We start from the raw sequence: 26,145 nt of genomic DNA, 5'->3' as shown, positions 1-26,145 counted from the left end.
ACTTCGCGTAAAGGTCAATCGGGTGCGACGCCCGTCCGCTCATAAGACGTCGCGCCGCATCATGACGGTGCCGAGCAGCAGGTCGTGCAGCAGGCGCCCGCGATCGGTGAAAAGGCCGATGAGCACGATGAACGGCGTCAGCAGCGCGTTGCCGATCCAGAAGAGCACGAGATGCACGACCGCCGTCAGGATGTCGATCGGCCGGCCGTCGACCCGCGCCAGCTTCAATCCCATGACATTCATCCCCACGCTCGCCTGGCTCGGCCCGCCCATGGTCAGCCCGAAATAGGCCATGGCGACGATGGCGAAGAGCGCCGGATAGAGGAAGAAGCCGAGGCCGAGCGTCAGGATGCCGAGGAAGAACACCACGACAGCCGCCGGGATCCAGAGCAGGGCGATGATCGCATAGTCGATCAGGAAGGCGAAGATCCGCCGCGAAAGCACGCCGCGATAGGCGCGCCAGTCCGTGGACGGAATCCGCGTCGTATCGTTGAAATCAGCATTCATCGAGCGGTCTCCCGTGTGGTTCATGGCCTTGATATGGGAACGGCGCGATGAAAAACAACGGCCGGATCTCAGCCGTCGCGGGCGAGCCGTCGCGCGGCGTCCATCGCGAAATAGGTGAGGATGCCGTCGCAGCCGGCGCGCTTGAAGGAGAGCAGCGTTTCCATCATCACGTTCTCGCCGTCGATCCAGCCGTTTAGGGCGGCGGCCTTGATCTGGGCATATTCGCCGGAGACCTGATAGGCGAAGACCGGCAGGCCGAAGGCTTCCTTGATGCGCCAACAGATGTCGAGATAGGGCAGCCCCGGCTTGACCATGAGCATGTCGGCGCCTTCCTCCACGTCGAGCGCCGCCTCGCGCACCGACTCGGTGCCGTTGGCGGGATCGATGTAATAGGTCTTCTTGTCGCCCTTCAGCAGGCCGCCGGTCCCGATCGCGTCGCGATAGGGGCCATAGAAGGCCGAGGCGAATTTCGTCGCATAGGACATGATACCGACATTCTGGTGGCCGGCGGCGTCGAGGGCGCGGCGGATCGCGCCGATCCGGCCGTCCATCATCTCCGAGGGCGCGATGATGTCCGAGCCCGCATCGGCCTGGATGACGGCGGCGCGCGCCACCTGCTCGACCGTCTCGTCGTTGACGATCTCGCCGCCGCGCAGGATCCCGTCGTGGCCGTGGCTCGTGAAGGGGTCGAGCGCGACGTCGGTGATGACGCCGATGCCGGGAACCGCCTTCTTGACGGCGCGGGTCGCCGCATTGATCAGGTTGTCCGCGGCAAGGCTGTGGGAGCCGGTTTCATCGCGCAGCCCGATATCGACGTTGGGGAAGGTGGCGATGGCCGGAATGCCGAGATCGGCGGCCTGCCGTGCCGCCTCCACCAGCTTGTCGACGCTCATGCGGTCGACGCCCGGCATGGCGGAGACGGGCTCGACGATATTCGAGCCGGGAACGATGAAGACCGGCCAGATGAGATCGTCGACCGTCAGGCGGTTTTCCTGCACCAGCCGTCGCGTCCAGTCGGCCTTGCGGTTGCGGCGCATGCGGCGATGGCCGGTAATTTCATCGACGATATTCGTGCGGGCGGTCATGAGGCGTCTTCCTTGCGCTGTCGGTAGGCGCCTATTATCACGCAGGCGCGGCCGATCAAACCATGTTGCGGCCGGCAGGCGCTGCGGCATTCTGCGGCAGAAGGAGGGCCTCGCCCGTTTACGGCTTTATGCGGCTTCGCCTTGCCCTTACTGTTCGCACCATGGTTGCTGATTCTGCGAAAGCTCCGAAAGCGGGGCTGTTGGAAAGATCGTTTGCGCTGTTCCTGCGGCTCGTGGCGGTCGTGGGCCTGTGGTACGCGCTGCAATACTGGGCGATGGTCACCGGGTTCAGCCTGGAGGGGAGGGGGCGGTTCGACCTGTTGCCGCCGGCCTGGAAGGCGGCTTCAACGGCCCTTGCCGTGCTCTTCCCGGTCGCGGCCGTCGGCCTGTGGCTTCTCGTGTCCTGGGGGCCGGTCGTCTGGCTCATCGCCGCCGCCACCGAAATCGTCATGCATGAGGTCTTCCCGTCGATCTTCGGCGCCAACCGGGGCGTCGTCTTCCTGCACATCGCGGTGGTGGTGGTTTTCGTCCTGTTCCGGGCGGCAATCTTCGTCATGCGCCGCAAGCAGGCGAGAGCGGTAAGGTCTGATTCACCCTGAAACAGGATCGATTTCCGGTAAGGTGCTGTTAAGGCTGCGGTTTAAGTAGAATTTTAGATGCATTCGATAGGGTCTCACTCAAGGCGGGAAACCAAACCAACGCCGCCAAACGAAACAGTGAGGCAGTACGATGAACACCAAGATGAAGCCGCAGGCCGTCGCCGTTGAACCGCAGGAAGAGGCGATCCGTTCCCTCTATCTGGAATCCCTCCATCTCGTCGAGCGCCTGCATCGCCGTCTGCTCGACGTGGTCAAGGACGAATTCGACCGCGCCGGTCGCTCCGACGTCAACGCCATCCAGGCGCTGCTGCTGTTCAACATCGGAAATTCCGAACTGACGGCCGGCGAACTGCGCTCGCGCGGCTACTATCTCGGTTCGAACGTGTCCTATAACGTGAAGAAGCTGGTCGATCTCGGCTTCATCAACCATCAGCGCTCGCGCATCGATCGTCGCTCGGTCCGCATCAGCCTGACCGAGGCCGGCCAGGAGATCGCCGAGACCGTGGCGCAGCTCTATGAACGACACATCGGTTCGATCGAGCAGGTCGGCGGCATCGGCGAGAGCGAATTCTCGCAGATGAACAAGCTGTTGCAGCGTCTCGACCGCTTCTGGAACGACTCGATCCTCTATCGCCTGTAAGAAGGCGTTCCGGCCGGCCTCCAGCAAGACCGGGTGCGTCCCTGCGCATCCGGTCCGGTCGTTTTCGCGGCTTGAACGGCGACATTGTCCGGACCACGAATTGGCCATATTACTGTGACATCCGGCAGTGCAGTCTAGAAGCGGCAGGGCCGGTTTGCGTTTGTTAACCCTATCCGTGATAGCTGCATGGGAACGACCGCATGGTGCGCCATGCCCCCTGGCCTCCCGAAGGCGCCTTCTGGATATGGTAGGATAGATGTCTCGCAAAACCGGATTTGATGTGTTCTCGCGCCGTAAATTCCTGCGCTCCGCTGTGACGCTCGGCGCCGCCGCGGTGGCCGGCTCGGCCTCCGCGCAGTCGGCGATCGATGAGATTCTCGGCTCGTCGCGCCGCGGCAACTGGGACGACCAGTTCGACGCCAGGGCGTCGCGCAGCGCCACCGCCGTGGTTTCCAACAATCCGATCTTCGGCGCGGACAGCGCGGCCAATCTCCAGCAGGCGATCGTGGAGTATCAGGACATTGTCGCCAATGGCGGCTGGCCGATGGTCAACGCCCAGCAGAAGCTCCAGATCGGTGTTAACGATCCCGCCGTCCAGCAGCTTCGCCAGCGCCTGATCATCTCCGGCGACCTGTCGCGTTCGGCCGGCATTTCCAGCGCTTTCGATTCTTATGTCGATGGCGCGGTGAAGCGCTTCCAGGCCCGCCACGGGCTTCCGGCCGATGGGGCGGTCGGCGAATATACGCTGAAGGCGCTGAACGTTTCCGCCAATATCCGTCTCGGCCAGTTGCGGACGAACCTCGTGCGCCTGCAATCGATGTCGGGCGATCTCGGCCGCCGCTACGTTGTGGTGAATATTCCCGCCGCCTATATCGAGGCTGTGGAAAACGGCCGCGTCGCGCTGCGCCACACCGCGATCGTCGGCAAGATCGACCGTCAGTCGCCGGTCCTCAACTCGAAGATCTACGAGGTCATCCTCAATCCTTACTGGACGGCGCCGCGCTCGATCATCCAGAAGGATATCATGCCGCTGATGCGCAAGGATCCGACCTATCTGTCGCGAAACGCGATCCGCCTTTTCGACGCCTCGGGCAACGAGGTCGCACCGGAAACGATCGACTGGAACGCCGAGAAGGCGCCGAACCTGATGTTCCGCCAGGATCCGGGCAAGATCAACGCCATGTCCTCGACGAAGATCAACTTCCACAACGAGCATGCGGTCTATATGCATGACACCCCGCAGCAGGGCATGTTCAACAAGTTGATGCGGTTTGAATCGTCCGGTTGCGTGCGCGTGCAGAACGTGCGCGATCTTTCCGTCTGGCTGCTCAAGGAAACGCCCGACTGGTCGCGCCAGCAGATGGAGGCGACGATCAAGAGCGGGGTCAACACGCCGATCCGGCTCGCTGAGGAAGTGCCGGTCTATTTCACCTATATCACCGCCTGGGCGGCGTCGGACCGGGCGATCCAGTTCCGCGACGACATCTACCACAAGGACGGCGCGACGGAACTGGCGCTGCAAACTGGCTACGGCCAGGAAGGCGGCGTCGCCGTCGGGGCCGTCGAAAGCGATTTCCTGCCGCAATAAGGCATCGTCGTCACCAATGAAAAAGGCCGCGTCTTCTTGCGGGAAGGCGCGGCCTTCGCGTTTGCGTCGTCAGCCGATCAACGCCAGAGCCGCGCCGCCGAGGGCCGAAAGGCCGACCACGGTCCATGGCGGCGCGTTCCAGGCGGTCAGCGCCACGAAACCCGCAGCCGCCAGGGCGAAATCGCGGGGGTTGCCGATCGCGGTGGTGAAAACCGGCGAATAGAGCGCGGCCGCGAGGATGCCGACGACGGCGGCGTTTGCGCCCTGCATCAGGGATCGCACCTTCGCCATGGTCCGGAACCGGTCCCAGAAGGGCAGGGCGCCGACCAGCAGGAGGAAACCCGGCAGGAAGATCGCCGCGAGTGCGAGGCCGGCGCCGATCACGCCGTTCGGCTGCAAACCGGACACCGCGCCGAGATAGGCGGCGAAGGTGAAGAGCGGTCCCGGCACCGCCTGGGCGGCTCCATAGCCGGCGAGGAAGACGTCGGACGAGATCTGCCCGCTTTGGACGACCTCGGCGTCGAGAAGCGGCAGCACGACGTGGCCGCCGCCGAACACCAGCGCGCCCGCCCGATAGAAACTGTCGAAAACGGCCAGCGCCCGCGATTGCTCCGCCAGGAGCGGCAGGAGGATCAACAGGGCGCAAAAGGCGACGATGGCCGCGACGGCCACGCTTCGGGAAACGGGGAGCGCAAGGCGGTTGTCCGCCGGCCGCGGCATTGCCCGGCCGAGGAGGAGCCCGAGCGCCGCGCCGGCCGCGATGGCGCCGACCATGCCGAAAGCCCCCGGCGCGAAGGCTACGATCGCGACGGCTAGAACCGCGATGGCGGCGCGCGCGCGGTCCGGACAGAGGTTCCTCGCCATGCCCCATACCGCCTGCGCCACGATGGCGACGGCCACGATCTTGAGGCCGTGCAGCGCGCCGCCGCCCGGCCCGGCGGCGGCCGTGGCGGCGGTCAGTGCGAAAGCCATAAGGACGAGCGCGGACGGCAGGGTGAAGGCCGTAAAGGCCGCAAGCGCTCCCGGCCATCCCGCCCGCATCATGCCGAGGGCGAAGCCGACCTGGCTCGACGCCGGACCCGGCAGGAACTGGCAGAGCGCGACGAGATCGGCATAGGCGCGATCGTCAAGCCAGCGCCGCCGCACCACCAGTTCGTCCCGGAAATATCCGAGATGGGCGATAGGGCCGCCGAAGGACGTCAGGCCGAGCTTGAGGAAGACGGCAAAAACTTCCGTCGCGCTTCCCCGGCCGGAGGCGGCCTTCCGGTCTGCGGCATGGTCGGTCATCGGCTGCTCCTGAACTGTCGGTCCCGACCGGATTATCAGCCGGAGATGACGACCGGAAGATGCCGCCCGGATGGGGGCGGGTTTGACGGGCCGGCGTCGCCGGTGAAGAGCGCGCCCGAAGCCGCCGGCGGCCTCTGTCGTTTTTGTTCCATAAGGCGTGCGCAAATGGCGCAAACCGTGGAGCGTGTCTTGCCCTGCCCATGCGAGGACGATAAACACCGTGTCACTTGGACCTTAAGGAGCCTCGAGGATGAGCCAGTCTTCCGCCACCGATGTTTTCTTCACCCGTACGCTTGCCGATGCCGATCCGGATATCTTCGGCGCCATCCAGAAGGAACTCGGTCGCCAGCGTCACGAGATCGAACTGATCGCTTCGGAGAATATCGTCTCGCGCGCCGTGCTTGAGGCGCAGGGCTCGATCATGACGAACAAATATGCCGAAGGTTATCCGGGCAAGCGCTACTATGGCGGCTGCCAGTTCGTCGATATCGCCGAGGAACTCGCCATCGAGCGCGCCAAGAAGCTCTTCGGCGTCAATTTCGCCAACGTGCAGCCGAACTCCGGCAGCCAAATGAACCAGGCCGTCTTCCTCGCGTTGCTCCAGCCCGGCGACACCTTCATGGGACTGGACCTGAATTCCGGCGGCCATCTGACGCACGGTTCGCCGGTCAACATGTCCGGCAAATGGTTCAACGTCGTTTCCTACGGCGTGCGTGAGGGCGACAACCTGCTCGACATGGACGACGTCGCCGAGAAGGCGCGCCAGAACAAGCCGAAGCTCATCATCGCCGGCGGCACCGCCTATTCCCGCATCTGGGACTGGAAGCGCTTCCGCGAGATCGCGGATGAGGTCGGCGCCTATCTGATGGTCGACATGGCCCATATCGCCGGCCTCGTCGCCGGCGGCCAGCATCCCTCGCCGTTCCCGCATTGCCACGTCGCCACGACGACGACCCACAAGTCGCTGCGCGGCCCGCGCGGCGGCGTCGTGCTGACCAACGACGAGGACATCGCCAAGAAGATCAACTCGGCCGTGTTCCCGGGGCTTCAGGGTGGCCCGCTGATGCATATCATCGCCGCCAAGGCTGTCGCCTTCGGCGAGGCGCTTCAGCCGGAATTCAAGGATTATGCCGCTCAGGTCGTCAAGAACGCGAAGGCGCTTGCCGAGACGCTGAAGGCCGGCGGCCTCGACATCGTTTCGGGCGGCACGGACAACCACCTGATGCTGGTCGACCTGCGCAAGAAGAACGCGACCGGCAAGCGCGCCGAAGCAGCCCTCGGCCGCGGCTATATCACCTGCAACAAGAACGGCATTCCGTTCGACCCCGAGAAGCCCTTCGTTACGTCCGGTGTCCGCCTCGGCACCCCGGCCGGCACGACCCGCGGCTTCAAGGAGGCCGAGTTCCAGGAAATCGGCAACCTGATCGTCGAGGTCCTGGACGGTCTCAAGGCCGCCAATTCCGACGAGGGCAATGCGGCGGTCGAGACGGCCGTGCGGGAAAAGGTGGTGAAACTCACCGACCGCTTCCCCATGTACCCCTATATGTGAGCGGCCTGCGGGAAATCGCCTGGCGGTTTCCCGCTCCCGCTTGCCTGAAGACGAGGAGACAGAGCCGGCATGCGCTGCCCCTATTGTGGTTCGGAAGATACGCAGGTGAAGGACTCCCGCCCGGCCGAGGACGGAGTGGCCATTCGCCGCCGCCGTATCTGCCCGGATTGCGGCGGTCGTTTCACGACGTTCGAACGGGTGCAGTTGCGCGAGCTGATGGTCGCCAAGAAGACGGGCCGCAAGGCCCGTTTCGACCGTGACAAGCTCTCCCGGTCCTTCGAGATTGCGCTTCGCAAGCGCCCCGTCGACCGGGACCGCATCGAACGCGCGGTCTCGGGCATCGTCCGCCGGCTGGAAAGCTCCGGCGAGACGGAGATTTCCTCCGAGGAAATCGGCCTTCAGGTTCTGGAGGCGCTAAAGGCGCTCGATGACGTCGGCTTCGTTCGATATGCTTCCGTTTATCGCGATTTCTCCCATGTCGACGACTTCGAGAAGATCCTTGCCGAAGTCGCCGCCAAGATCGCCCGCGATCCGGGCGTGGAAGGCTAGATGCCGGCGGCCGGGGAAGATGCGCGCTTCATGGCGGCGGCGCTCCGCCTCGGCCGCCGCAATCTCGGCCTGACCGCCACCAATCCGTCCGTCGCCTGCCTGATCGTTCGTGACGGCGTCGTGCTCGCTTCCGCCGTGACCGCGCCGGGAGGGCGGCCGCATGCCGAGACGCAGGCGCTGGCCGAAGCCGGCGCCGCCGCGCGCGGCGCAACCGCCTATGTGACGCTGGAACCCTGTTCCCATCACGGCAAGACGCCGCCCTGCGCGGAGGCGCTGGTCGCCGCCGGCATCGCGCGCGTCGTCGTGTCCGTCACCGATCCGGACGAGCGGGTCGCGGGCAGGGGGCTGTCGATCCTCGAAAATGCCGGCATCGTCGTCAGGACCGGCGTCCTGGAGGCGGAAGGCCGCGATGCGCTCGCCGCCTATCTCATCCGCCAGACAAGGAAACGGCCGCATGTGACTCTGAAGCTTGCGGTTTCGGCCGACGGCATGATCGGGCGGGCGGGAACGGGGCAGGTGGCGATCACCGGACCGGTCTCGCGCGGACAGGTGCATGTCCTGCGGGCGGAGACGGACGCGATCCTCGTCGGCATCGGCACGGCGCTTGCCGACGATCCGGAGCTGACATGCCGCCTGCCGGGGCTTCAGGACCGTTCGCCGGCGCGCATCGTGCTCGATCCGCGGCTCGAGCTTTCACCGGCGTCGAGACTGGCGCGGACCGCGAAAGACGTGCCGGTCATGGTGGTGACGACGGAAGCGCAGGACGGGCTCGTCGGGGACGTGGACCCCGGCACCCGCGCTGCCCGCGCCGCCGCCCTGGAGGCCATGGGCGTCGAAATCCTGCGCTGCGATCCGCGCCGGCTCGACGACCTGCTGATGGCGCTCGCTACGCGCGGAATGTCCTCGCTGCTCGTCGAAGGCGGCGCACGGACGGCCGGATCCTTCCTCGACGCGGGCCTTGTCGATCGCATTCTCCTGTTCACGGGGCCTGTGGTCCTTGGCAAGGACGGGATCGAATCCCCATGTGTATCCGGCCGGATGCCGGAAGGCTTCACACTTCGTCGCACAGCCGGCTACGGTGCGGACAATCTGGAAGAATATGAAAGAGGCGATGGATGTTTACGGGCATAGTCACGGATATCGGAACGGTCGAGACGGTCGAGCCCATGAACGAGGGCGTGCGTCTGCGCCTGCGCACCGGCTATGATCCGGCCACCATCGCGATGGGCGCTTCCATCGCCCATTCCGGGACCTGCCTGACGGTGACGGCCCTGCCGGAGAAGGGTTCGAACGAGCGCTGGTTCGAGGTCGAGGCCTGGGAAGAGGCCTTGCGTCTCACCACCATCGCCGGCTGGAAGGCCGGCACCCGGGTCAACCTCGAACGCTCGCTGAAGATCGGCGACGAACTCGGCGGCCATATCGTCTCCGGTCATGTCGACGGCAAGGCGGAAATCCTCTCGGTCGAGGCGGAGGGAGACGCGACCCGCTTCCGCATTCGCGCGCCGGAGGGGCTCGAACGTTTCGTTGCGCCGAAGGGCTCGGTTGCCCTCGACGGCACGTCGCTGACGGTCAATGCCGTGGACGGGACGGTCTTCGATGTCCTGCTCATCCGCCATACGCTGGAGGTCACGACCTGGGGAGATCGCAAGGCCGGCGATTTCGTCAATTTCGAGGTCGACACGATGGCGCGTTATGCCGCGCGGCTTGCGGAATTTCCCGCCGCTGGCGCGTGAACCGGCCAGCAAGCGAAAATTCCCGCGCCGCTCTGCGCCGCTGTAACGATAATGATACCTCTTGCAGTTTAGGTTGCCCCCGCAAGGGCCTCCTGGAGATTGCGGCCGAATGGCTCCCGACTATCATACGTTACTGCTGGCGATCGGTCTGTCGGGCTTCTGCCTGGCGGGAACCCTGTTCGCCTCCTGGCTTTCCTCCCGGCTTGAGCGGTTCCTTCTGTCCTGGGCCATCGGTATCGGCCTGACGGTCCCGGCCGTTGCGGTCTATAATGCTTATGTGACCCGGCCGGATGTGTTGCTGGGGTGCCTCTGCTTCGCCCTGCAACTGGCAAGCTTCTCCTTTATTTACGGCGCGGCCTGGCGCTTTCGCACCGGTCGCCCGGGACGCTACCGCATCCTCGCCGCTTTCGCCGTTTCGACGGCATTCACGTTGCCTTTCATGGTCGCCGGCTACAGCGGCCTCGGTTTCATCGCCTTCAATGTGCTACTGGCCGCGCTTCTTGCGATGACGGCCTGGGAATACTGGCGCAGCCGCGCGGAAGCGCCCCTCCCGCTCACCGGCATCTCGCTGCTCTACGTCCTGACGACGATCTCCTTTCTGCTCTGCGCGCTGGTTCTTATCCACGATGGCGCCTGGGTTCTGGAAGGTGCGCCGGACAATTGGGCGGAGGATCTCAATCTGATCGTGGCCATCGTCGGCATTACCGGTATCGGGGCGATGTCGCTGGCGCTCAACCAGTGGCGTGTCGCCGCCAGCAACCGCCGCGAAGCCATGACGGATGCGCTGACCGGCCTCCTGAACCGTCGGGCCCTGTTCGACCGCTACGGTGAGAAGGGCGTCGAAGCGCATGCCGCGGTGATCGCCTTCGACCTCGATCATTTCAAGGCGGTCAACGACCGCCACGGTCACGCTGTCGGCGATGCGGTGCTTTGCGCTTTCGCCCGTGTCATGACCGGTCATGCACCGGCCGCCGCCGTCGCCGCCCGCCTGGGCGGCGAGGAATTCGCCCTTGTCCTGGAGCGCGTCGCCCCGGACCGGGCGATGCTGCTTGCCGAACTCATCCGCACCGATTTCTCCATGCAGACCATCCCGGCGGATGGCGATGCGGTCTCCTGCACCGTCAGCGCCGGCGTCGCCTTCGCCGAGCATGAGCGGTTTTCCTTCGACGTGCTTCTCAACGCCGCCGACAAGGCGCTCTATCTGTCGAAACAGGAAGGCCGCAACCGGATCTCGCAGGCCCGGGAGCGATTGCGCATCGCCTGAGCCGCCGGCGATATGGCGGCATGCTGTGGAAAGCACTTGCCAAGGCGGCGCGGGCATGGTTTGACCCCCGTTCCGCCCGCGATCGATGCGGCACGTCCAGTTTTTCAGGTGAACCATGGCCAACCCCGATAATCCTCATCTTCTTATCGTCGAGGCGCGCTTTTACGACGACATGGCCGATGCGATGCTCGATGGCGCCAGGCAGGCGCTCGATGCGGCCGGCGCGACCTATGATGTCGTGACGGTGATGGGCGCGCTGGAAGTTCCCGCCGCCATCGCCATGGCGCTCGACGGCATGGAGAACGGCGGAACGTGGTACGACGGTTTCGTCGCCCTCGGCATGGTGATCCGCGGCGAGACCTATCATTTCGACATTGTCGCCAACGAATCGAGCCGCGCCCTCATGGATCTCGCGGTCAGTGAAAGCCTGCCCATCGGCAACGGCATCCTGACGGTGGAAAATGACGAGCAGGGCTGGGCGCGCGCCCGCCGCTCGGAGGGCGACAAGGGCGGATTTGCGGCGCGCGCGGCGCTGACGATGATCGCGCTGAAACAGAAACTGGGCGGTGAACAGTGAACGCGGACCGGGATCAGCAGCCGCCGGTCAGACTGGCCAATCAGCGGGGGGCAGCGCGCCTTGCCGCCGTGCAGGCGCTCTATCAGATGGACGTCGGCGGCACCGGCCTGCTCGAGATCGTCGCGGAATATGAAGCGCACCGCCTGGGCCAGGAACTGGACGGCGACACCTACCTGAAGGCCGACGCCGGCTGGTTCCGCTCGATCGTGTCGGGGGTGGTGCGCGACCAGCGTCTGCTCGACCCGCTGATCGGCACCGCGCTCCAGGACGACTGGGCGCTGTCGAGGCTCGATTCCACCGTCCGGGCGATCCTGCGCGCCGGAACCTTCGAGTTGAAGGAACGCAAGGACATTCCCATTGCGGTCATCGTCACGGAGTATGTCGAGATCGCCAAGGCCTTCTTCGAGGACGAGGAACCGAAGCTGGTGAACGCGGTCCTCGACCGCATCGCCCGCCAGCTTCGCCCGGATGCGCGCAAATAGGCGCGTCAACGCGAAAATCCAGCGACGATAAGGAGCGGTGTCACGATGAGTACGATCGCGGTCGATGGGCTCGGGCGGGAACTCTCCGCCGCGCGCCGTAACGTCTTCCTGCTGACGGCCGCGCAGGCACTCCTGTCTTCCGCCGGGCCGATCGCATTTTCGATCGGCGGCCTGGCCGGCTACGATCTGCTCGGCGACGACAAGTCGCTCGCCACCGCGCCGCTGACCGGCTTCAACGTCGGCGTGGCGCTCGGCGCGGTCTTCGTCGCCATCGCCGCCCGTCTTCTCGGCCGCGCCTTCGGCTTCATCGTGGGGGCGCTTCTCGGCGCGGGAGGCGGCATCCTTGCCGCCATCGCGCTGTTTCGCGGCGATTTCTGGCTTTTCGCTACCGGCTTCGTGCTGATCGGCATTTCGGGGGGCTTTACGCAGAAGATCCGCTTTGCGGCGGCCGATGCGTCTCCGTCCTTCTACAAGCCGCGCGCCATATCGTGGATCCTGGCCGGTGGGGTCGTTTCCGCCATCCTCGGCCCGCAGGTGGTGATCTTCACCAAGGACCTGTTCTTCCCGGTGCTTTTCGCGGGCGCTTTCCTCGCCTTCGCGCCGATCTGCCTTGCCGCCATCGTGCTCTTCCTCCTGCTGCGCCTGCCCGACCGCAAGGCGGAGGCGGTCGCCGCCGGCGAGACGGCGCGACCGTTGCGGGAGATCGTCCTGACCCAGCGCTTCATGACCGGCATGGTCTGCGGCATTTCCTCCTATGCGCTGATGACCTTCATGATGACCGGCGCGCCGCTCGCCATGGTGATCGGCTGCGGCTTTTCCACGGAGCTTGCGACCCTCGGCATCCAGTGGCATGTGCTCGCCATGTTCGCCCCGAGCTTCTTCACCGGCATGCTGATCCAGCGGTTCGGAACGGAGAAGGTGGTCGCCGCCGGCCTCATCATCCTCATGGCCTGCGCCGGTGTCGCCCATATGGGCATCGAACTCTGGAATTTCTGGGGGGCGCTGATCCTGCTCGGCGTCGGCTGGAATTTCGGCTTCATCGGCGCGACGGCCATCGTCGCCTCCAGCTATCGCCCGCACGAGGCCGACAAGGTGCAGGGTTTCCATGACATCGTTCTGTTCGGCACGGTGGCGCTCGCCTCCTTCGCGTCCGGCAAGGTGTTCAACGCCTATGGCTGGCAGACGATCAATCTGGTGTTCTGGCCGGTGACGGGCGTCAGCCTTCTCCTGATCGTTCTTCTGCTGCTGCGCTCGCGCCGGGTTCCCGCCGGAGCGTGAAATCTTCCCGGCAGGAGTGCTGTCCTGCCGCGGCGACTTGACGCAACCGATTCTCAAACGCACTCTCTCCCCGCACCGGCATCGTCTGTGAGGAGGCAGGCGGTATCGGCGCGTCACGGCCGCGGCGAGAGGGTTTTGCGGCCCTTAAGGAGGACAGAGCTAAATGACCATATTGTTGGGCGTGATTGCATGCGGATTGCTCTCGGTGGTTTATGCCATCTGGGCGATACGGTCGGTGCTTGCCGCGGATCAGGGCAATGCCCGCATGCAGGAAATTGCAGGCTACATCCGGGAAGGGGCGCAGGCCTATCTCACCCGGCAGTACAAGACCATCGCCATCGTCGGGGTCGTCGTCTTCGTCGGCACCTGGCTCCTTCTGTCCGCAACGGCCGCGATCGGCTTCCTGATCGGTGCGGTGCTGTCGGGGGTCGCCGGCTTCATCGGCATGCATGTTTCCGTGCGCGCCAACGTCCGCACGGCGCAGGCCGCGTCCGCCAGCCTGTCCTCCGGTCTCGATATCGCCTTCAAGTCCGGTGCGATCACCGGCATGCTGGTCGCCGGTCTGGCGCTGCTCGGGGTGTCGATCTACTACTGGGTGCTCACCGGCCCGCTCGGCCATGAGACCGCCTCGCGGCAGGTCATCGATTCCCTCGTGGCGCTCGGCTTTGGCGCGTCGCTGATCTCGATCTTCGCCCGCCTCGGCGGCGGCATCTTCACCAAGGGGGCCGATGTCGGCGGCGACCTCGTCGGCAAGGTCGAGGCCGGCATTCCAGAGGACGACCCGCGCAACCCGGCCACCATCGCCGATAACGTCGGCGACAACGTCGGCGATTGCGCCGGCATGGCGGCCGATCTCTTCGAGACCTACGCGGTGACCGTGGTCGCCACCATGGTGCTCGCGGCGATCTTCTTTGCCGGCACGCCGATCCTGGCCAGCACCATGGCCTATCCGCTGGCGATTTGCGCGGCCTGCGTCATCACCTCCATCGTCGGAACCTTCTTCGTGAAGCTCGGCTCCAACGGCTCGATCATGGGCGCCCTCTACAAGGGACTCATCGTCACGGGCGTGCTGTCGATCCTCGGTCTTGCCGCCGCCACGTCGGCGACCGTCGGCTGGGGTGTCATCGGCACGGTGAACGGCATGGAGATCACCGGCAGCGCGCTCTTCGCCTGCGGACTGATCGGCCTCGTGGTTACCGCGCTGATCGTGGTGATCACCGAATATTACACCGGCACCAACAAGCGCCCGGTGAATTCCATCGCCCAGGCCTCCGTCACCGGCCACGGCACCAACGTCATCCAGGGCCTTGCGGTGTCGCTCGAATCGACGGCGCTGCCGGCCATCGTCATCGTCGGCGGCATCATCTCCACCTATCAGCTCGCCGGCCTTTTCGGCACCGGCATCGCCGTCACCGCCATGCTCGGCATCGCCGGCATGATCGTGGCGCTCGACGCCTTCGGTCCGGTCACCGACAATGCCGGAGGGATCGCCGAAATGGCGGGCCTCGACCCGGAGGTGCGCAAGTCCACCGACGCGCTGGACGCCGTCGGCAATACGACGAAGGCGGTCACCAAGGGCTATGCGATCGGCTCGGCCGGTCTCGGCGCGCTGGTGCTCTTCGCCGCCTATTCGAACGACCTCGCCTATTTCGCGGCGAACGGCGACAAATATCCGTATTTCGCGGATGTCGGCGCGATCTCCTTCGATCTCTCCAATCCCTATGTGGTGGCGGGACTGATCTTCGGCGGTCTCATTCCGTATCTCTTCGGCGGCATCGCGATGACCGCCGTCGGCCGTGCGGCGGGCGCCATCGTCGAGGAAGTGCGGCGGCAGTTCCGCGAGAAGCCCGGCATCATGGCGGGGACCGAGCGGCCGGATTACGGGCGGGCCGTGGACCTTCTCACAAAGGCGGCGATCCGCGAGATGATCGTGCCGTCGTTGCTGCCGGTGCTGGCGCCGTTCGTCGTCTATTTCGGCGTGCTGCTCATCTCCGGTTCGAAGGCCTCCGCCTTCGCGGCGCTCGGAGCCTCGCTGCTCGGCGTTATCGTCAACGGCCTTTTCGTGGCGATTTCCATGACCTCGGGCGGCGGCGCCTGGGACAACGCGAAGAAGAGCTTCGAGGACGGCTTCGTCGATAAGGACGGCAACCGTCACCTGAAGGGCTCGGAAGCCCACAAGGCCTCCGTCACCGGCGATACGGTCGGCGATCCCTACAAGGACACCGCCGGCCCGGCCGTCAATCCGGCGATCAAGATCACCAATATCGTCGCGCTCCTGCTGCTCGCCATCCTCGCCTGAGGAGGGGAAGCAGGAAAAAAACCGCGGGGATCGTCATCCCCGCGGTTTTTTCGTCGATTTTTCCGATGATTGCGGACGTCCGGCAAGACGGCCGCGTCGGTCAGGAGCCGTTGCCGAGCACGTTCTTGAGCATCATGCCCGGGTTGGCTCCGCCACGCAGCAACTGGCCGAGGAAGCTGAGTTCCGCGCCGCCGGTGGGGGTCGTGCGCGAGATCAAATCGAAGACCGCGCCGTCCTGAAGCGTGTAATGGGCCAGCCGCCCGACATTGCCGTCCTTGTCGAAATAGACGGCGAGGATGCTCTGCTCGACGAGCTTCGGCTTCATGAAGGCGACGGGGCGCGAGCGCGTCTGCGAAATATAGTAGAAGACCTCGTTACCGAAGGTCGCGGTGGAAGTGGGCGTGCCGAGCGACAGGAGCACCTGCTCGCGCGACGAGCCGACGGGAGCGAGCGCCAGCGTTTCCTGATCGACGACGTAGCCTTGATGCAGGACTTCGCCGGTGTTGCAGCCCGACAGGATGGCGAGGGAGAGGCCCGCGGCAAGAGTGGTGTTACGCAGCAGCTTCATATTCAACGCATCTCTCTTCAACGGCGTCCCCGGACTGTGTTCGCCGCACAGCCATTGCAATTCGTGCCTGCTTGGGTAAACCAGCTTCGACCGTCATGCAACATGACATGCGACGGCTCGATAGTTTGAAACGGGCAAAACTGGGCTTAATGATGATTTTCGGCCTGTTCGGGAAAAAAAACGGCAACCGGCGAATTGTCGAGCGGCAATATGCGCATCTGACGGCGGCGGCGCGCGAGCCCGGCCTCTACGAGGCGCTGGGCGTTCCGGATACCGTGATGGGGCGTTTCGAGATGCTGTCGGCCGTTCTCATCCTCTATTTCCGGCGCACCCGCAGTTGCGCCACCTCCGGCCAGGAGATCGCCCAGGAGATCATCGACGCCTTTTTCGAGGATGTGGATCATTCCATTCGCGAACTCGGCGTCAGCGACGTCGGCGTGCCGAAGCGGATGAAGAAATTCGCCGCCATGTTCTACGGCCGGCTGGAATCCTATGCCGCGGCTCTCGATGCCGCCGACCGGGAGGCATTGGCGCTGGCGCTGCGCCGCAATATATATCCCGAGGCCGGCGACGACGCGCCCTCGATGGAGGCGCTTGCCGACCACCTGATGGCGGTCGAGTGGACCCTGGCGAGCGTGCCGGAAGAGGATATCGATATCGGGGCGCTGCGCCTGTCGCCGCCTCCCGAAACCCGTCCCGGCTGAGGTTGCGGCGCGTCTGTGCGCCGGCAATCGCATGAAAACAAACAGATAGAGCGTTTTCGCGATTCGGTGAAAAGCGGAAATGCTCTAGAATGAAGAATGGACCGGCCGGCGAATCGAAATTCGCGCCGGCGTCCGGAAAGCGATCATGAAGAAAGACGACGATACTCCCTTTTCCTATCCCGTGCGGGTCGGGCATGTCTCGGCCAATCCGGTCGAGGTCACGATCGCGGCCGACGCGGAGGAGCGGGCGGGACTTGCGGCCCTCTGGAACATCCTCGAGGTCAAGGCGCTGTCGGCCAGCTTCCAGTTGCAGCGCTGGAAGCGCGACGGCGTGCGCCTGAAGGGCCGGGTCTCGGCCGATATCGTGCAGGCCTGCGTGGTGACGCTGGAGCCGGTGGACGCCCATATCGACGAGGCGGTCGAAGTGGTGTTCGTGCCGGAAGGCTCCAGACTGGCGCGCATGCCGGCGGCGATCGAGAGCGGCGAGATGCTGCTCGACCCGGAAGGTCCGGACGCGCCGGAAAGCTTTTCCGGCGACAGCATCGATGTCGGGGCGGTGGCGGCGGAACATGTCGCCCTGGCGATAGACCCTTACCCGCGCAAGGTGGACGTGACCTTTTCCGGCCATATAGAGAGCACCGAAAAGGACGACCGCAAGCCGTCTCCCTTCGCCGTGCTCAAGGACTGGAAAAAAGACTGAACGATAATATCGGGGCGGCGGATAATTCAGTTGTCACCCCTGCGAAAAGCAGTATTTTGACGCAATTCCGTCGTACCGGTTCCCCGTCGCCGGAAACAGAACAAGGCAATACACGCGTGGTCACGATTTCCGTTGATGTCATGGGTGGCGATTTCGGTCCGAATGTCGCCATCCCCGGCGCAGCCAAGGCCCTGGAGCGACACCCCGACATACGCTTCATTCTCTACGGCGACGCCGCCCAGTGCGAGCCGCTCCTGGATCGGCATCCGAAGCTGAAGGCGGCGAGTACCTTCCATCATTGCGACGTCGCGGTCGCCATGGACGAAAAACCCAGCCAGGCGCTGCGTCGCGGCCGGGGGAAATCCTCCATGTGGCGGACCATCGACGCGGTCGCCAAGGGTGAGGCCGACGTGGCCGTTTCGGCCGGCAACACCGGTGCGCTGATGGCGATGTCGAAATTCTGCCTGCGCATGATGGCCAATATCGAGCGGCCGGCGATCGCCGGGATCTGGCCGACCCTCAAGGGCGAAAGCATCGTGCTCGATATCGGCGCCACCATCGGCGCCGACGCCAACCAGCTTTTCGACTTCGCGCTGATGGGCGGCGCCATGGCCCGGGCGCTCTTCGATATCGAGAAGCCGACCCTTGGCCTCCTGAATGTCGGCGTCGAGGAGATCAAGGGGCAGGAAGAGGTCAAGGCCGCCGGCCAGCTCATCCGCGAGGCCAACTTCGAGGCCATCGACTATTACGGCTTCGTCGAAGGCGACGACATCGGCAAGGGAACGGTGGACGTCGTGGTCACGGAAGGCTTCGCCGGCAATATCGCCCTCAAGGCGGCGGAAGGAACGGCACGCCAGATCGCGACCTATCTGCGCGCCGCCATGTCGCGCACGCTGCTCGCCCGTCTCGGCTATATTCTCGCCAAGAGCGCTTTCGACCGGGTGCGCGAGAAGATGGATCCCCGCAAGGTCAACGGCGGGGTCTTCCTGGGGCTGAACGGTATCGTGATCAAGAGCCACGGCGGCACGGATGCCGAGGGGTTCGCCGCCGCCGTCGACGTCGGCTACGACATGGCCCGCAACGGGCTCAAGGACAAGATCGAAAAAGATTTGCAAAAGTATCATGCCGGCCGCCCCGTCGAAGGCGAGGCTCCCGGCGTGAGCGGTGGGGTATGAAGATGATCCGTTCAGTGGTTCGCGGCTTCGGAACAGCGCTTCCCAAGCGGGTGCTCAAGAATGCCGAGCTGGAAAGCATGGTCGATACGACCGACGAATGGATCGTGCAGCGCACCGGCATCCGCCAGCGCTATATCGCCGGCGAGGGCGAGACGACCGCGTCGCTGGGGGCCGCCGCCGCGCAGCAGGCGCTGGACCGCGCCGGACTGACAGCGGCGGATATAGACCTGATCATCGTCGCCACATCGACCCCGGACAACACCTTCCCGGCCGTCGCCGTCGATATCCAGAACCGGCTCGGCATGCATCACGGCTTCGCTTTCGACATGCAGGCGGTCTGTTCCGGCTTCGTCTATGCGGTTGCGACCGCCGACGCCCATCTTCGCGGCGGGCTGGCCCGGCGCGCGCTGGTGATCGGCGCGGAGACCTTCTCGCGCATTCTCGACTGGACGGATCGCACCACCTGCGTGCTGTTCGGCGACGGCGCGGGGGCGATCGTGCTGGAGGCGCAGGAAAGCGCCGGCACCAACGCGGACCGCGGCGTTCTGACGGCGCAGCTGCGCTCCGACGGCGCGCATCGCGACAAGCTCTATGTCGACGGCGGTCCTTCCAGCACGGGCACCGTCGGCCATCTGCGGATGGAGGGCCGCGAGGTCTTCAAGCACGCGGTCGGCATGATCACCGACGTCATCGTCGCGGCCTATGACGCCACCGGCTTTTCCAGCGACGATATCGACTGGATGGTGCCGCATCAGGCGAACAAGCGTATTATCGACGCTTCGGCGAAGAAGCTCGGTATCGCGCCCGAGAAAGTCGTGGTGACGGTGGATCTGCACGGCAATACCTCCGCCGCCTCCATTCCGCTGGCGCTGGCGGCAGCCGCCGGCGACGGTCGCATCAGGCAGGGCGATCTCGTTCTTCTGGAGGCGATGGGCGGGGGATTCACCTGGGGCGCGGTGCTGCTACGCTGGTAGCGTAGCGGCGGGCTCGGCGTCCCGACCTTCGGGTCCCCTTCTTTCCGGCGGGGGAGAAGGGGAGAACGGCCGCGTTGCGCATAGGCGATTGTGCCGGGTTCACACGTCACGCCGCTTGACCAGCCGGGGCAAGGACAATAGTCTTTCGCGACTAACCATGCGCTTTCTATAGGAAATCGGCGAGGAGAAGATGAGCGGCAAAACGGTGACACGTGCGGATTTGGCCGAATCGGTTTTCCGCAAAGTCGGTCTGTCCCGAACCGAATCGGCGGAACTGGTGGAGACGGTGATCGACGAAATCTGCAACGCCATCGTGCGTGGAGAGAGCGTCAAGCTGTCGTCTTTCGCCACTTTCCAGGTGCGCGACAAGAATGAGCGGATCGGACGCAACCCGAAGACCGGCGAGGAAGTTCCGATCTCACCGCGGCGCGTCATGACCTTCAAGGCCTCCAATGTTCTGAAACAGCGTGTTCTGAAGGCGCATCTCGTCCGCAAGGCGAAGCAAAAGCCCCAATCGCCGGACAGTTGAGGAAAGCCGGAGGAAATGCCGGTCTCGGGCCTGAGAGCTTGAATGACGGCTGATAACCCGCTGAAATATATGCGATTCGCTGGTGCGTCTTTGCAGGCTGCACCATAGGTTCCGACAGGGGGTAGAATGGACAAGAGCCCGGACGCTTTCCGCACCATCAGCGAGGTCGCCGACGAACTCGACCTGCCGCAGCATGTGCTGCGCTTCTGGGAAACGCGTTTCAACCAGATCAGGCCGATGAAGCGCGGCGGCGGGCGGCGCTACTACCGCCCGGACGATATCGAACTGCTCAAGGGCATCCGGCATCTGCTTTACGACCACGGCTATACGATCAAGGGCGTCCAGAAGCTTCTCAGGAACAATGGCAACAAGTTCGTGGCGGCCATCGCCAGCGGCGACCTTGCGACGGTCGAGGCGCTGGCGGCCGCCAGCCACGAGGAACCGCAGCCGCCGAAGGCCGGAAGCGACGAGGACCAGATCGTCGGCCGGGCCAAGGCGCCGGCCAGCCGCCGTTTCTTCTCTTTCGTCGGCGGCGGGGACGATGCTCCGGAAGTCTCCATCGGCACGTCGAGCGTCGGCAAGGAGGATCGGGCGCTGCTCCAGGAGGCGCTTTACGATCTGCTGGAATGCAAGCGCCTGCTCGATCAGGTGCGCTGAACGCGTCCTTTTCCCGGCCGGCGAACGGGAAGCCAGGCTCAACCCCGATTTTGTCCCTACTTTCGCATTTTAAGCTTGCAAGCAAGTGCCCGAGACTATAGGGGTTTCGGCGGTTCGGAGCGTAGCGCAGCCCGGTAGCGCACTTGACTGGGGGTCAAGGGGTCGTGGGTTCGAATCCCGCCGCTCCGACCATTTTCTTCCTTCCTCGCGGAAGTGGAAGACACCAATCCTTCTCATGATGATGTGACGATCCGGCCGCCGCTGGGGCAGCGGCAGGGAAGCCGGCAAGTTCACGATGACGACGGCCGACAAGGCTTGCCATATCGGTTTCACCAATATTATCGACGACCGCAAGAAAACGAAGATCGCGGTAACGAAGGTCGTTGCAACCCCGGCGCCAAAATCGGGCGAGGTAGCGGTGACGGGCAAGGATCTCATCTATACGCCGGCCAAGGGCTTCAAGGGGCGCGACACCGTCTGCACGAGGAACTCCGCGCCCAAGGTGCCGCGCGCCACGCTTTCGGGGTGTATCACCGTCACGGTGCGCTGACGGCAGGGCAGGTCGCGACCGCCGCTCTTTCCGCCATCGTGAGGCGGCGGCGGAAAGAAATGTCAGGCCCTTGATTTGAACACAATGGCCTCCTATATCCCTGTCATCGGCATTGCTGATGAGCGCTGGAACGTTTCTGCCGCTCGCAATCGCCGCCATCGTTTATTGCTTTTGACCACGGATGTACTGGCACTGGTGAGTAGACGATGAGAAGAAGGTCGGTGCGGTTTCGCCCCGACCTTTTTTGTTTCCCGCGGTCTGTCGGAAGCCGTTTTCGAGCAACCACCGCCGCCGCGCCGGCGCGAAGCGTCGGAATTCTTCGCCTTCCGATGGAACCAGCCGCCACCTCTCCACGTTCTGCACGAACCCGGCCATTGGGGGACGGGTTTTGCTTGAACAAGGAGACGGGAATGGAAGACGCAGCAGGAATCGGCTGGATTGCGGCCATCATCATTGGCGGCCTTGCCGGCTGGCTTGCCGAAATGTTCATGAAGAGCAACATGGGCGTGCTGATGAACATTATTCTCGGCATCGTCGGGGCGGCGGTCGCCAACCTCTTGCTCGGCCTGATCGGCGTGTCGCTCGGCGGCTGGATCGGCTATCTCATCGCCGGCTTCATCGGGGCCTGCATCCTCATTGCGATCGGCCGGGCCATCAAACGCTAGAGCATTTCCAGCCGAAGCGAGATCGCTTCGGCGTCGGATAATGCGGCAAGAACGTTATATCAGAGCAACCCGGTGAAATCCGGCTCACCGGGATTGCTCTGGACGCTCTCCTGCGATCGGGCGACGCGCCCGATTGCCGGTTTTGCGCCGCCATGAAAGACCGCGCATCCCGGAAGGGGGCGCGGTCTTTTGCCATCCGCCCTTCGCCGCTTCAGGAGGCCAGCGCCCGATAGAGCGCTTCCGTCTGGCCGATCATCCGGCCGACACCATAGCCGCCGCTACGCGCGCGGGCGGCCCCGGTGTAGCGCTGGAGGCGCGCCGGGTCGGCGACCGCGATCATCGCCTCGGCAAGAGGGCGCGGATCGTCGTCGTTTTCGACGATAAGGCCGTTGACGCCGTCGGCCAGCACCGTCGAGGCGCCTCCCACCCGCGTCAGGATCATCGGCTTGCCGGCAGCGGCGGCCTCCAGCATCACATAGGACATGGCCTCGTAGCGGCTCGGCATCACCAGCACGTCGATGGCCTCCATCGCCTGCGGACCGCTGAGAGCGGAGGTGAGGTGGATTCGCCCGGCATGGCGGGAGCGCGCAATCCGTTCGCGGACCTCCGCTTCCATCTCCCCCGAGCCGATCATCAGCAGCCTTGCCGCAGGCAGGCGGTCGGCCACAAGGCCGAAAGCGTCGAGCAGGCGCTTCGGCGCCTTCTGCGGGCAAAGCCGCCCGACGAAACCGAAAAGTAGGTCCCGCTCGCCCATGCCGATATCCGACCGGATCGCCGTGCGCGCTCCCCGTGGAGGCGTTGCGACGCCGTTGACGATGAGGTCGAGCTTGCGGGACGGTATGGCAAGCCTGCGGGCATGTTCGTATTCATCGGCGGATACGCAGATCACCCGGCCGGTGAAGAAGCGGGCCAGTATCGTTTCGACGGCGCCATAGACGAAGCGGCCGGCGCTCCCGAGACCGGGGTCCATGGTGCGGAAGGCGTGCGGTGTATAGACCCGCGCGGCGCGATCGCCCGGCAACCGCAGGCGGCAGAGCGCGCCCGCCTTGGAGCTGTGCCCGTGGACCACGTCGAACGGGCCATGGCTCCGGATGATCCGCGCCAGCCCGCGCCAGGCGGCAAGATCGGAAGGGCCGGGCGCGCGGCGCATGGCGAGGGAATGGACGCCGGGAAGGCCGAGGGACTGCAATTCCTCGATGAAACGCGGTTCCGCCCGCAGCGGCGAATAGATCGCCTCGACGTGATGACCGCGTGCCCCGAGACCCCGGCACAGATCGATGAAATGCCGTCCCGAACCGCCACCGCTCGGCTCCAGCACCTGTAGCAGCCGCAGCGGGCGCAGGGATCGTTCCGGCAGGGCATTCATGGAGCGGCGGTCCGGGCGGCGCGGTTGTGCCGCCATTCCAGCGCGAGGCAGCCCCATAGAATGCCGAGCAACAGATAGAAATGCCGCCAGTGATCGGTGTCGATCACGAATCCGATCACGGTGTGGCCGATGAGCGTGATGAAACTGATCATCAGGAACGGCTGCCAGGGCCGGTTGCGCAAGAGCGCGCGAAAAGCCGCTGCAAGCGTCCAGACGATCAGCGTCAGATAGCACAGGAAGCCGAGCCAGCCGTAGGTGGTCAGCGATTTCAGCCAGATATTGTGTTCGTCCTCGGGAAAGATGGTGCTGAACACCATCGGCCCGATGCCGAGCGGCTTTTCCATGGCCATGAGGAAGCCGATGCGGTGCCGCTCGAACCGGCCGAGGTGACCGCCGTCATACTCCTGCACCAGTTGGGAGCGGCTGGAGAAAAGGTCCGCGACCTTGTCGAATTGCAGCGCCACGACGAGCGCCGCGATCATCAGCGCCAGTGCAGAGAGGCTGAGGATGAGGATTTTCAGCCGGAAGGCTCCCGTGCGCTCCTTGAGCAGCATGACGAAGACCAGCGCCACGGCGCAGAAAAGATAAAGCGCCCAGGCGGCGCGCGAGAAGGACAGGAACACCCCCAGCGCGAGGATCAGCAGACCGGTGATCTTGAGCGGTGCGCCGTGAAGGCGGCCGGCGAGCAGGCCGTGCAGCAGATAGAGCGAGGGCGCGACGAGATAGGGGCCGAAGACGTTGGGATCCTGGAATGCTCCCATGGCGCGATCGTAGCGGGTGAATACCTCCGCGCCGGGAAAGGCGTGGAAATAGCCGAGGATACCGAGGCTTGCCGTCATCAGCGCGCCCGCCACCCAGGCGCGGAAGATCAGGTCCAGCCGCGAGGATCGCGCTTCGATGATGGCGGCGAAGAACACGCTGGAAAGCGCGAGGAACAGGGAGACGGCGATATACATCGGGCCGCCCGAAAGATCCTCCATCACCGTCAGCGACAGCATGCCGCCCATGTTGAAGACAACGAGCAGCACGAGGAGCGGCGCGACCGGGCGGGAGATGCGCAAGCCGACGATGGCCCACAGGCCGATGAGCCCGGCCATGAACAACTCGTAGGGCGCGGGCTCGCTGATGACGAAACCCGACAGGAAGACGCCGAAGGCGACCAGCGCCGACCCCAGGACGCCAAGCGCCGCAAGATGCGGCCGGAACGGTGGCGCGGCGATGAGGACCGTGTCGCTCAATAGGCGTTTTCCGTATTCAGAAGCCGCAGCGGTGTCACGAACAGGATCTTCAGATCCATCCAGAGCGACCAGTTTTCGATATAATAGAGGTCGAACTCCGTTCGGTAGCGGATCTTGTCGTCGTGATCGATCTCGCCGCGCCAGCCGTTGATCTGGGCCCAGCCGGTGACGCCCGGCTTGACGCGGTGGCGCGCGAAATAGCTCTCCACAACATCGACGTATTTGCGGTTGTGCGACTGCGCCTGGATGGCGTGCGGCCGCGGGCCGACGAGCGAAAGCTCGCCCTTGAGCACGTTGAAAATCTGCGGCAGTTCGTCGATGGAGGACTTTCGCAGGAAGCGCCCGACCGGCGTCACGCGGGGGTCGCCCTTGGTCACGGCGGCGCGCGCCGACGGGTCGGACAGATGCGTATACATCGAGCGGAACTTGTAGACCTCGATGATCTCGTTGTTGAAGCCGTGCCGCTTCTGCTTGAAGAGAACAGGGCCGGGGGACGAGAGTTTGACCGCCAGCGCCGCGCCGATGAAGACCGGCCACAGCAGCAGCAGCGCGATCACGCTGAAGGCGACGTCGAAGATGCGCTTGGCGACATTGTCCCAGTCGGCGATCGGCTTGTCGAAAACGTCGAGCATCGGCACGCTGCCGACCTGTGAGTAGCTGCGGGGCCGGAAGCGCAGGCCCCTGGCATGGGCGGCGATGCGGATGTCGACGGGCAGCACCCAGAGTTTCTTGAGAAGCGCCAGGATGCGCGCTTCGGCTGACAGCGGCAGCGCGATGATCAGCATGTCGATCCGGGCAAGACGCGCGAATTCGACCAGTTCGGAGATATTGCCGAGCTTGGGATAACCGGCGATGACGGACGGCGAGCGCCGTTCGTCGCGGTCGTCGAAGATGCCGCAGATGCGGATATCGTTTTCCGGCTGCCGTTCCAGCGCGCGGATCAGGTCTTTCGCGGGGTCCCCGCCGCCGACGATCACCGCGCGTCGCTCCATCGTGCCGTCGCGCACCCAGCGGCGGATCGAATAGGCGATGAACTGCCGCTCGGCGACGAGATAGAGGCCGCCGATGACGAGCCAGGCGGCAAACCACACGCGCGAGTAATCCTCGCTGCTCTTGAGGAAGAACAGGATCAGCGTCATCGCCGCGAAGGTGAGCCCCCAGGCCAGCAGCAGGCGGGGCGTCGTGCGCCATGGCGAACGCAGGGCCGGAACCTGATAGGTGTCGGCAAGCTGGAGAAGCAGGACGGCGAGCATCGGCCCGCCGATCAGCAGGGAGAAATAGAAGAACAGCATGTCCCGGTCGGGCTGCACATAGAACATGTTGATCGCATATCCGATGGCGAAGAGCATGACGCCTTCGAGAAGACGCAGGAGGCCGATGATCATCGCCGGCGAATAGGTGTCGTCGCGGAATTGCAGGGCGATCTGCTGCGCCAGCGGATTGAGGTCGGCCGTCTTGCCGCCGTCGATCTGCTCGCCCTCGCGGGACGGCATGGTGCGGATTTCCGTGACCTTGCGTCGCAACGCATCGGCGTCGAACGCAACGGGCTTTTCGACCTGGCTCATGGGGCACCTCCGGAATC

27 protein-coding genes and 1 tRNA gene are annotated in these 26,145 nt (G+C 64.7%); 21 read left to right on the top strand and 7 right to left on the bottom strand.

Going from position 1 to position 26,145, the window contains the following annotated elements:
* Positions 1-39 precede the first annotated feature (39 nt).
* Positions 40-507, bottom strand: coding sequence for an RDD family protein (locus tag KYK29_RS12050; protein ID WP_254691136.1), 468 nt, complete (start codon positions 505-507; stop codon positions 40-42).
* A gap of 68 nt (positions 508-575) precedes the next feature.
* Entirely contained in the window at positions 576-1,592 is a 1,017-nt protein-coding gene (gene hemB, locus KYK29_RS12045) for a porphobilinogen synthase (RefSeq protein ID WP_254691135.1), read from the bottom strand.
* 200 nt (positions 1,593-1,792) lie between these two features.
* Between hemB and KYK29_RS12040 the strand changes: the two genes are divergently transcribed.
* From KYK29_RS12040 to KYK29_RS12030, 3 genes are all read left to right on the top strand, one after another.
* Positions 1,793-2,191, top strand: a complete 399-nt coding sequence (locus tag KYK29_RS12040) for a DUF6163 family protein (protein WP_254691134.1) — start codon at positions 1,793-1,795, stop codon at positions 2,189-2,191.
* A gap of 130 nt (positions 2,192-2,321) precedes the next feature.
* Complete coding sequence (ldtR, locus tag KYK29_RS12035; protein ID WP_254691133.1) at positions 2,322-2,831, top strand: transcriptional regulator LdtR; 510 nt, start codon at positions 2,322-2,324, stop codon at positions 2,829-2,831.
* Positions 2,832-3,087: 256 nt separating this feature from the next.
* The gene (locus KYK29_RS12030; protein WP_254691132.1) at positions 3,088-4,419 is read left to right on the top strand and encodes a L,D-transpeptidase family protein; all 1,332 of its coding nucleotides are present in this window, start codon (positions 3,088-3,090) and stop codon (positions 4,417-4,419) included.
* Between the two features lie 69 nt (positions 4,420-4,488).
* Here KYK29_RS12030 and chrA read toward each other — a convergent pair whose 3' ends face one another.
* Positions 4,489-5,706, bottom strand: coding sequence for a chromate efflux transporter (gene chrA / locus KYK29_RS12025; RefSeq protein ID WP_254691131.1), 1,218 nt, complete (start codon positions 5,704-5,706; stop codon positions 4,489-4,491).
* A gap of 250 nt (positions 5,707-5,956) precedes the next feature.
* Between chrA and glyA the strand changes: the two genes are divergently transcribed.
* The 9 genes from glyA (at position 5,957) to KYK29_RS11980 (ending at position 15,437) form a co-directional block, all read left to right on the top strand.
* The gene (gene glyA, locus KYK29_RS12020; protein WP_254691130.1) at positions 5,957-7,255 is read left to right on the top strand and encodes a serine hydroxymethyltransferase; all 1,299 of its coding nucleotides are present in this window, start codon (positions 5,957-5,959) and stop codon (positions 7,253-7,255) included.
* Positions 7,256-7,324: 69 nt separating this feature from the next.
* Entirely contained in the window at positions 7,325-7,804 is a 480-nt protein-coding gene (nrdR, locus tag KYK29_RS12015) for a transcriptional regulator NrdR (RefSeq protein ID WP_254691129.1), read from the top strand.
* Entirely contained in the window at positions 7,805-8,935 is a 1,131-nt protein-coding gene (ribD, locus tag KYK29_RS12010) for a bifunctional diaminohydroxyphosphoribosylaminopyrimidine deaminase/5-amino-6-(5-phosphoribosylamino)uracil reductase RibD (protein ID WP_254691128.1), read from the top strand.
* Entirely contained in the window at positions 8,920-9,537 is a 618-nt protein-coding gene (locus KYK29_RS12005) for a riboflavin synthase (RefSeq protein ID WP_254691127.1), read from the top strand. The genes ribD and KYK29_RS12005 overlap by 16 nt, the downstream gene beginning before the upstream one ends.
* A gap of 109 nt (positions 9,538-9,646) precedes the next feature.
* The gene (locus tag KYK29_RS12000; RefSeq protein ID WP_254691126.1) at positions 9,647-10,801 is read left to right on the top strand and encodes a GGDEF domain-containing protein; all 1,155 of its coding nucleotides are present in this window, start codon (positions 9,647-9,649) and stop codon (positions 10,799-10,801) included.
* A 115-nt stretch (positions 10,802-10,916) separates the two neighbouring features.
* Positions 10,917-11,378: a 6,7-dimethyl-8-ribityllumazine synthase gene (gene ribH / locus KYK29_RS11995; RefSeq protein ID WP_254691125.1), complete on the top strand. Its 462-nt coding sequence runs from the start codon at positions 10,917-10,919 to the stop codon at positions 11,376-11,378.
* Positions 11,375-11,860 (top strand): transcription antitermination factor NusB, encoded by a 486-nt coding sequence (gene nusB, locus KYK29_RS11990; protein ID WP_254691124.1) that lies wholly within the window; start codon positions 11,375-11,377, stop codon positions 11,858-11,860. The genes ribH and nusB overlap by 4 nt, the downstream gene beginning before the upstream one ends.
* A 45-nt stretch (positions 11,861-11,905) precedes the next feature.
* Entirely contained in the window at positions 11,906-13,138 is a 1,233-nt protein-coding gene (locus tag KYK29_RS11985) for an MFS transporter (protein ID WP_254691123.1), read from the top strand.
* Between the two features lie 163 nt (positions 13,139-13,301).
* Positions 13,302-15,437 carry a sodium-translocating pyrophosphatase gene (locus tag KYK29_RS11980; protein ID WP_254691122.1) on the top strand — a complete coding sequence of 712 codons (2,136 nt, stop codon included), beginning with the start codon at positions 13,302-13,304 and terminating at the stop codon, positions 15,435-15,437.
* A 100-nt stretch (positions 15,438-15,537) separates the two neighbouring features.
* Here the strand turns inward: KYK29_RS11980 and KYK29_RS11975 are convergent, their stop codons facing one another.
* The gene (locus KYK29_RS11975; protein WP_254691279.1) at positions 15,538-16,005 is read right to left on the bottom strand and encodes an outer membrane protein assembly factor BamE; all 468 of its coding nucleotides are present in this window, start codon (positions 16,003-16,005) and stop codon (positions 15,538-15,540) included.
* A 152-nt stretch (positions 16,006-16,157) separates the two neighbouring features.
* Here KYK29_RS11975 and KYK29_RS11970 point away from each other — a divergent pair, with 152 nt between their 5' ends.
* The 9 genes from KYK29_RS11970 (at position 16,158) to KYK29_RS11930 (ending at position 21,959) form a co-directional block, all read left to right on the top strand.
* Positions 16,158-16,709: a ubiquinol-cytochrome C chaperone family protein gene (locus KYK29_RS11970; protein ID WP_254691278.1), complete on the top strand. Its 552-nt coding sequence runs from the start codon at positions 16,158-16,160 to the stop codon at positions 16,707-16,709.
* A 145-nt stretch (positions 16,710-16,854) separates the two neighbouring features.
* The gene (locus KYK29_RS11965) at positions 16,855-17,409 is read left to right on the top strand and encodes a YceD family protein (protein WP_254691121.1); all 555 of its coding nucleotides are present in this window, start codon (positions 16,855-16,857) and stop codon (positions 17,407-17,409) included.
* Positions 17,410-17,525: 116 nt separating this feature from the next.
* Positions 17,526-18,584 carry a phosphate acyltransferase PlsX gene (gene plsX / locus KYK29_RS11960; RefSeq protein ID WP_254691120.1) on the top strand — a complete coding sequence of 353 codons (1,059 nt, stop codon included), beginning with the start codon at positions 17,526-17,528 and terminating at the stop codon, positions 18,582-18,584.
* Positions 18,585-18,586: 2 nt separating this feature from the next.
* Positions 18,587-19,558, top strand: a complete 972-nt coding sequence (locus KYK29_RS11955; RefSeq protein ID WP_254691119.1) for a beta-ketoacyl-ACP synthase III — start codon at positions 18,587-18,589, stop codon at positions 19,556-19,558.
* A gap of 190 nt (positions 19,559-19,748) precedes the next feature.
* Positions 19,749-20,087: an integration host factor subunit alpha gene (locus tag KYK29_RS11950; RefSeq protein WP_254691118.1), complete on the top strand. Its 339-nt coding sequence runs from the start codon at positions 19,749-19,751 to the stop codon at positions 20,085-20,087.
* A gap of 126 nt (positions 20,088-20,213) precedes the next feature.
* Entirely contained in the window at positions 20,214-20,744 is a 531-nt protein-coding gene (locus tag KYK29_RS11945; RefSeq protein ID WP_254691117.1) for a MerR family transcriptional regulator, read from the top strand.
* Positions 20,745-20,859: 115 nt separating this feature from the next.
* Positions 20,860-20,936 (top strand) — tRNA-Pro (locus KYK29_RS11940).
* Positions 20,937-21,039: 103 nt separating this feature from the next.
* Complete coding sequence (locus tag KYK29_RS11935; protein ID WP_254691116.1) at positions 21,040-21,294, top strand: hypothetical protein; 255 nt, start codon at positions 21,040-21,042, stop codon at positions 21,292-21,294.
* Between the two features lie 410 nt (positions 21,295-21,704).
* Positions 21,705-21,959, top strand: coding sequence for a GlsB/YeaQ/YmgE family stress response membrane protein (locus KYK29_RS11930; RefSeq protein ID WP_254691115.1), 255 nt, complete (start codon positions 21,705-21,707; stop codon positions 21,957-21,959).
* A 211-nt stretch (positions 21,960-22,170) separates the two neighbouring features.
* Here KYK29_RS11930 and KYK29_RS11925 read toward each other — a convergent pair whose 3' ends face one another.
* From KYK29_RS11925 to KYK29_RS11915, 3 genes are read right to left on the bottom strand one after another with little or no spacing between them, the layout of a single operon-like run.
* Entirely contained in the window at positions 22,171-23,325 is a 1,155-nt protein-coding gene (locus KYK29_RS11925) for a glycosyltransferase family 4 protein (protein WP_254691114.1), read from the bottom strand.
* The gene (locus KYK29_RS11920; RefSeq protein WP_254691113.1) at positions 23,322-24,563 is read right to left on the bottom strand and encodes an O-antigen ligase family protein; all 1,242 of its coding nucleotides are present in this window, start codon (positions 24,561-24,563) and stop codon (positions 23,322-23,324) included. Before KYK29_RS11920 ends, KYK29_RS11925 begins: the two co-directional genes overlap by 4 nt.
* A complete protein-coding gene (locus KYK29_RS11915) occupies positions 24,560-26,128 on the bottom strand; it encodes an undecaprenyl-phosphate glucose phosphotransferase (RefSeq protein WP_254691112.1) in 1,569 nt (522 codons plus the stop codon). Before KYK29_RS11915 ends, KYK29_RS11920 begins: the two co-directional genes overlap by 4 nt.
* Between the last annotated feature and the right edge of the window lie 17 nt (positions 26,129-26,145).

The organism is Shinella daejeonensis (assembly GCF_024281235.1).
GTDB classification, from domain to species: Bacteria; Pseudomonadota; Alphaproteobacteria; order Rhizobiales; family Rhizobiaceae; genus Shinella; species Shinella daejeonensis.
Note: the sequence above shows the minus strand (reverse complement) of the source record. Positions and strands in the feature narration are given on the sequence as shown.

Coding starts and splice junctions, on each gene's coding strand:
- KYK29_RS12050 (WP_254691136.1), bottom strand. CDS start 507: ATGAATGCTGATTTCAACGATACGACGCGGATTCCGTCCACGGACTGG.
- hemB (WP_254691135.1), bottom strand. CDS start 1,592: ATGACCGCCCGCACGAATATCGTCGATGAAATTACCGGCCATCGCCGC.
- ldtR (WP_254691133.1), top strand. CDS start 2,322: ATGAACACCAAGATGAAGCCGCAGGCCGTCGCCGTTGAACCGCAGGAA.
- KYK29_RS12030 (WP_254691132.1), top strand. CDS start 3,088: ATGTCTCGCAAAACCGGATTTGATGTGTTCTCGCGCCGTAAATTCCTG.
- chrA (WP_254691131.1), bottom strand. CDS start 5,706: ATGACCGACCATGCCGCAGACCGGAAGGCCGCCTCCGGCCGGGGAAGC.
- glyA (WP_254691130.1), top strand. CDS start 5,957: ATGAGCCAGTCTTCCGCCACCGATGTTTTCTTCACCCGTACGCTTGCC.
- nrdR (WP_254691129.1), top strand. CDS start 7,325: ATGCGCTGCCCCTATTGTGGTTCGGAAGATACGCAGGTGAAGGACTCC.
- ribD (WP_254691128.1), top strand. CDS start 7,805: ATGCCGGCGGCCGGGGAAGATGCGCGCTTCATGGCGGCGGCGCTCCGC.
- KYK29_RS12005 (WP_254691127.1), top strand. CDS start 8,920: ATGTTTACGGGCATAGTCACGGATATCGGAACGGTCGAGACGGTCGAG.
- KYK29_RS12000 (WP_254691126.1), top strand. CDS start 9,647: ATGGCTCCCGACTATCATACGTTACTGCTGGCGATCGGTCTGTCGGGC.
- ribH (WP_254691125.1), top strand. CDS start 10,917: ATGGCCAACCCCGATAATCCTCATCTTCTTATCGTCGAGGCGCGCTTT.
- KYK29_RS11985 (WP_254691123.1), top strand. CDS start 11,906: ATGAGTACGATCGCGGTCGATGGGCTCGGGCGGGAACTCTCCGCCGCG.
- KYK29_RS11980 (WP_254691122.1), top strand. CDS start 13,302: ATGACCATATTGTTGGGCGTGATTGCATGCGGATTGCTCTCGGTGGTT.
- KYK29_RS11975 (WP_254691279.1), bottom strand. CDS start 16,005: ATGAAGCTGCTGCGTAACACCACTCTTGCCGCGGGCCTCTCCCTCGCC.
- KYK29_RS11970 (WP_254691278.1), top strand. CDS start 16,158: ATGATTTTCGGCCTGTTCGGGAAAAAAAACGGCAACCGGCGAATTGTC.
- KYK29_RS11965 (WP_254691121.1), top strand. CDS start 16,855: ATGAAGAAAGACGACGATACTCCCTTTTCCTATCCCGTGCGGGTCGGG.
- KYK29_RS11955 (WP_254691119.1), top strand. CDS start 18,587: ATGATCCGTTCAGTGGTTCGCGGCTTCGGAACAGCGCTTCCCAAGCGG.
- KYK29_RS11950 (WP_254691118.1), top strand. CDS start 19,749: ATGAGCGGCAAAACGGTGACACGTGCGGATTTGGCCGAATCGGTTTTC.
- KYK29_RS11945 (WP_254691117.1), top strand. CDS start 20,214: ATGGACAAGAGCCCGGACGCTTTCCGCACCATCAGCGAGGTCGCCGAC.
- KYK29_RS11935 (WP_254691116.1), top strand. CDS start 21,040: ATGACGACGGCCGACAAGGCTTGCCATATCGGTTTCACCAATATTATC.
- KYK29_RS11930 (WP_254691115.1), top strand. CDS start 21,705: ATGGAAGACGCAGCAGGAATCGGCTGGATTGCGGCCATCATCATTGGC.
- KYK29_RS11925 (WP_254691114.1), bottom strand. CDS start 23,325: ATGAATGCCCTGCCGGAACGATCCCTGCGCCCGCTGCGGCTGCTACAG.
- KYK29_RS11915 (WP_254691112.1), bottom strand. CDS start 26,128: ATGAGCCAGGTCGAAAAGCCCGTTGCGTTCGACGCCGATGCGTTGCGA.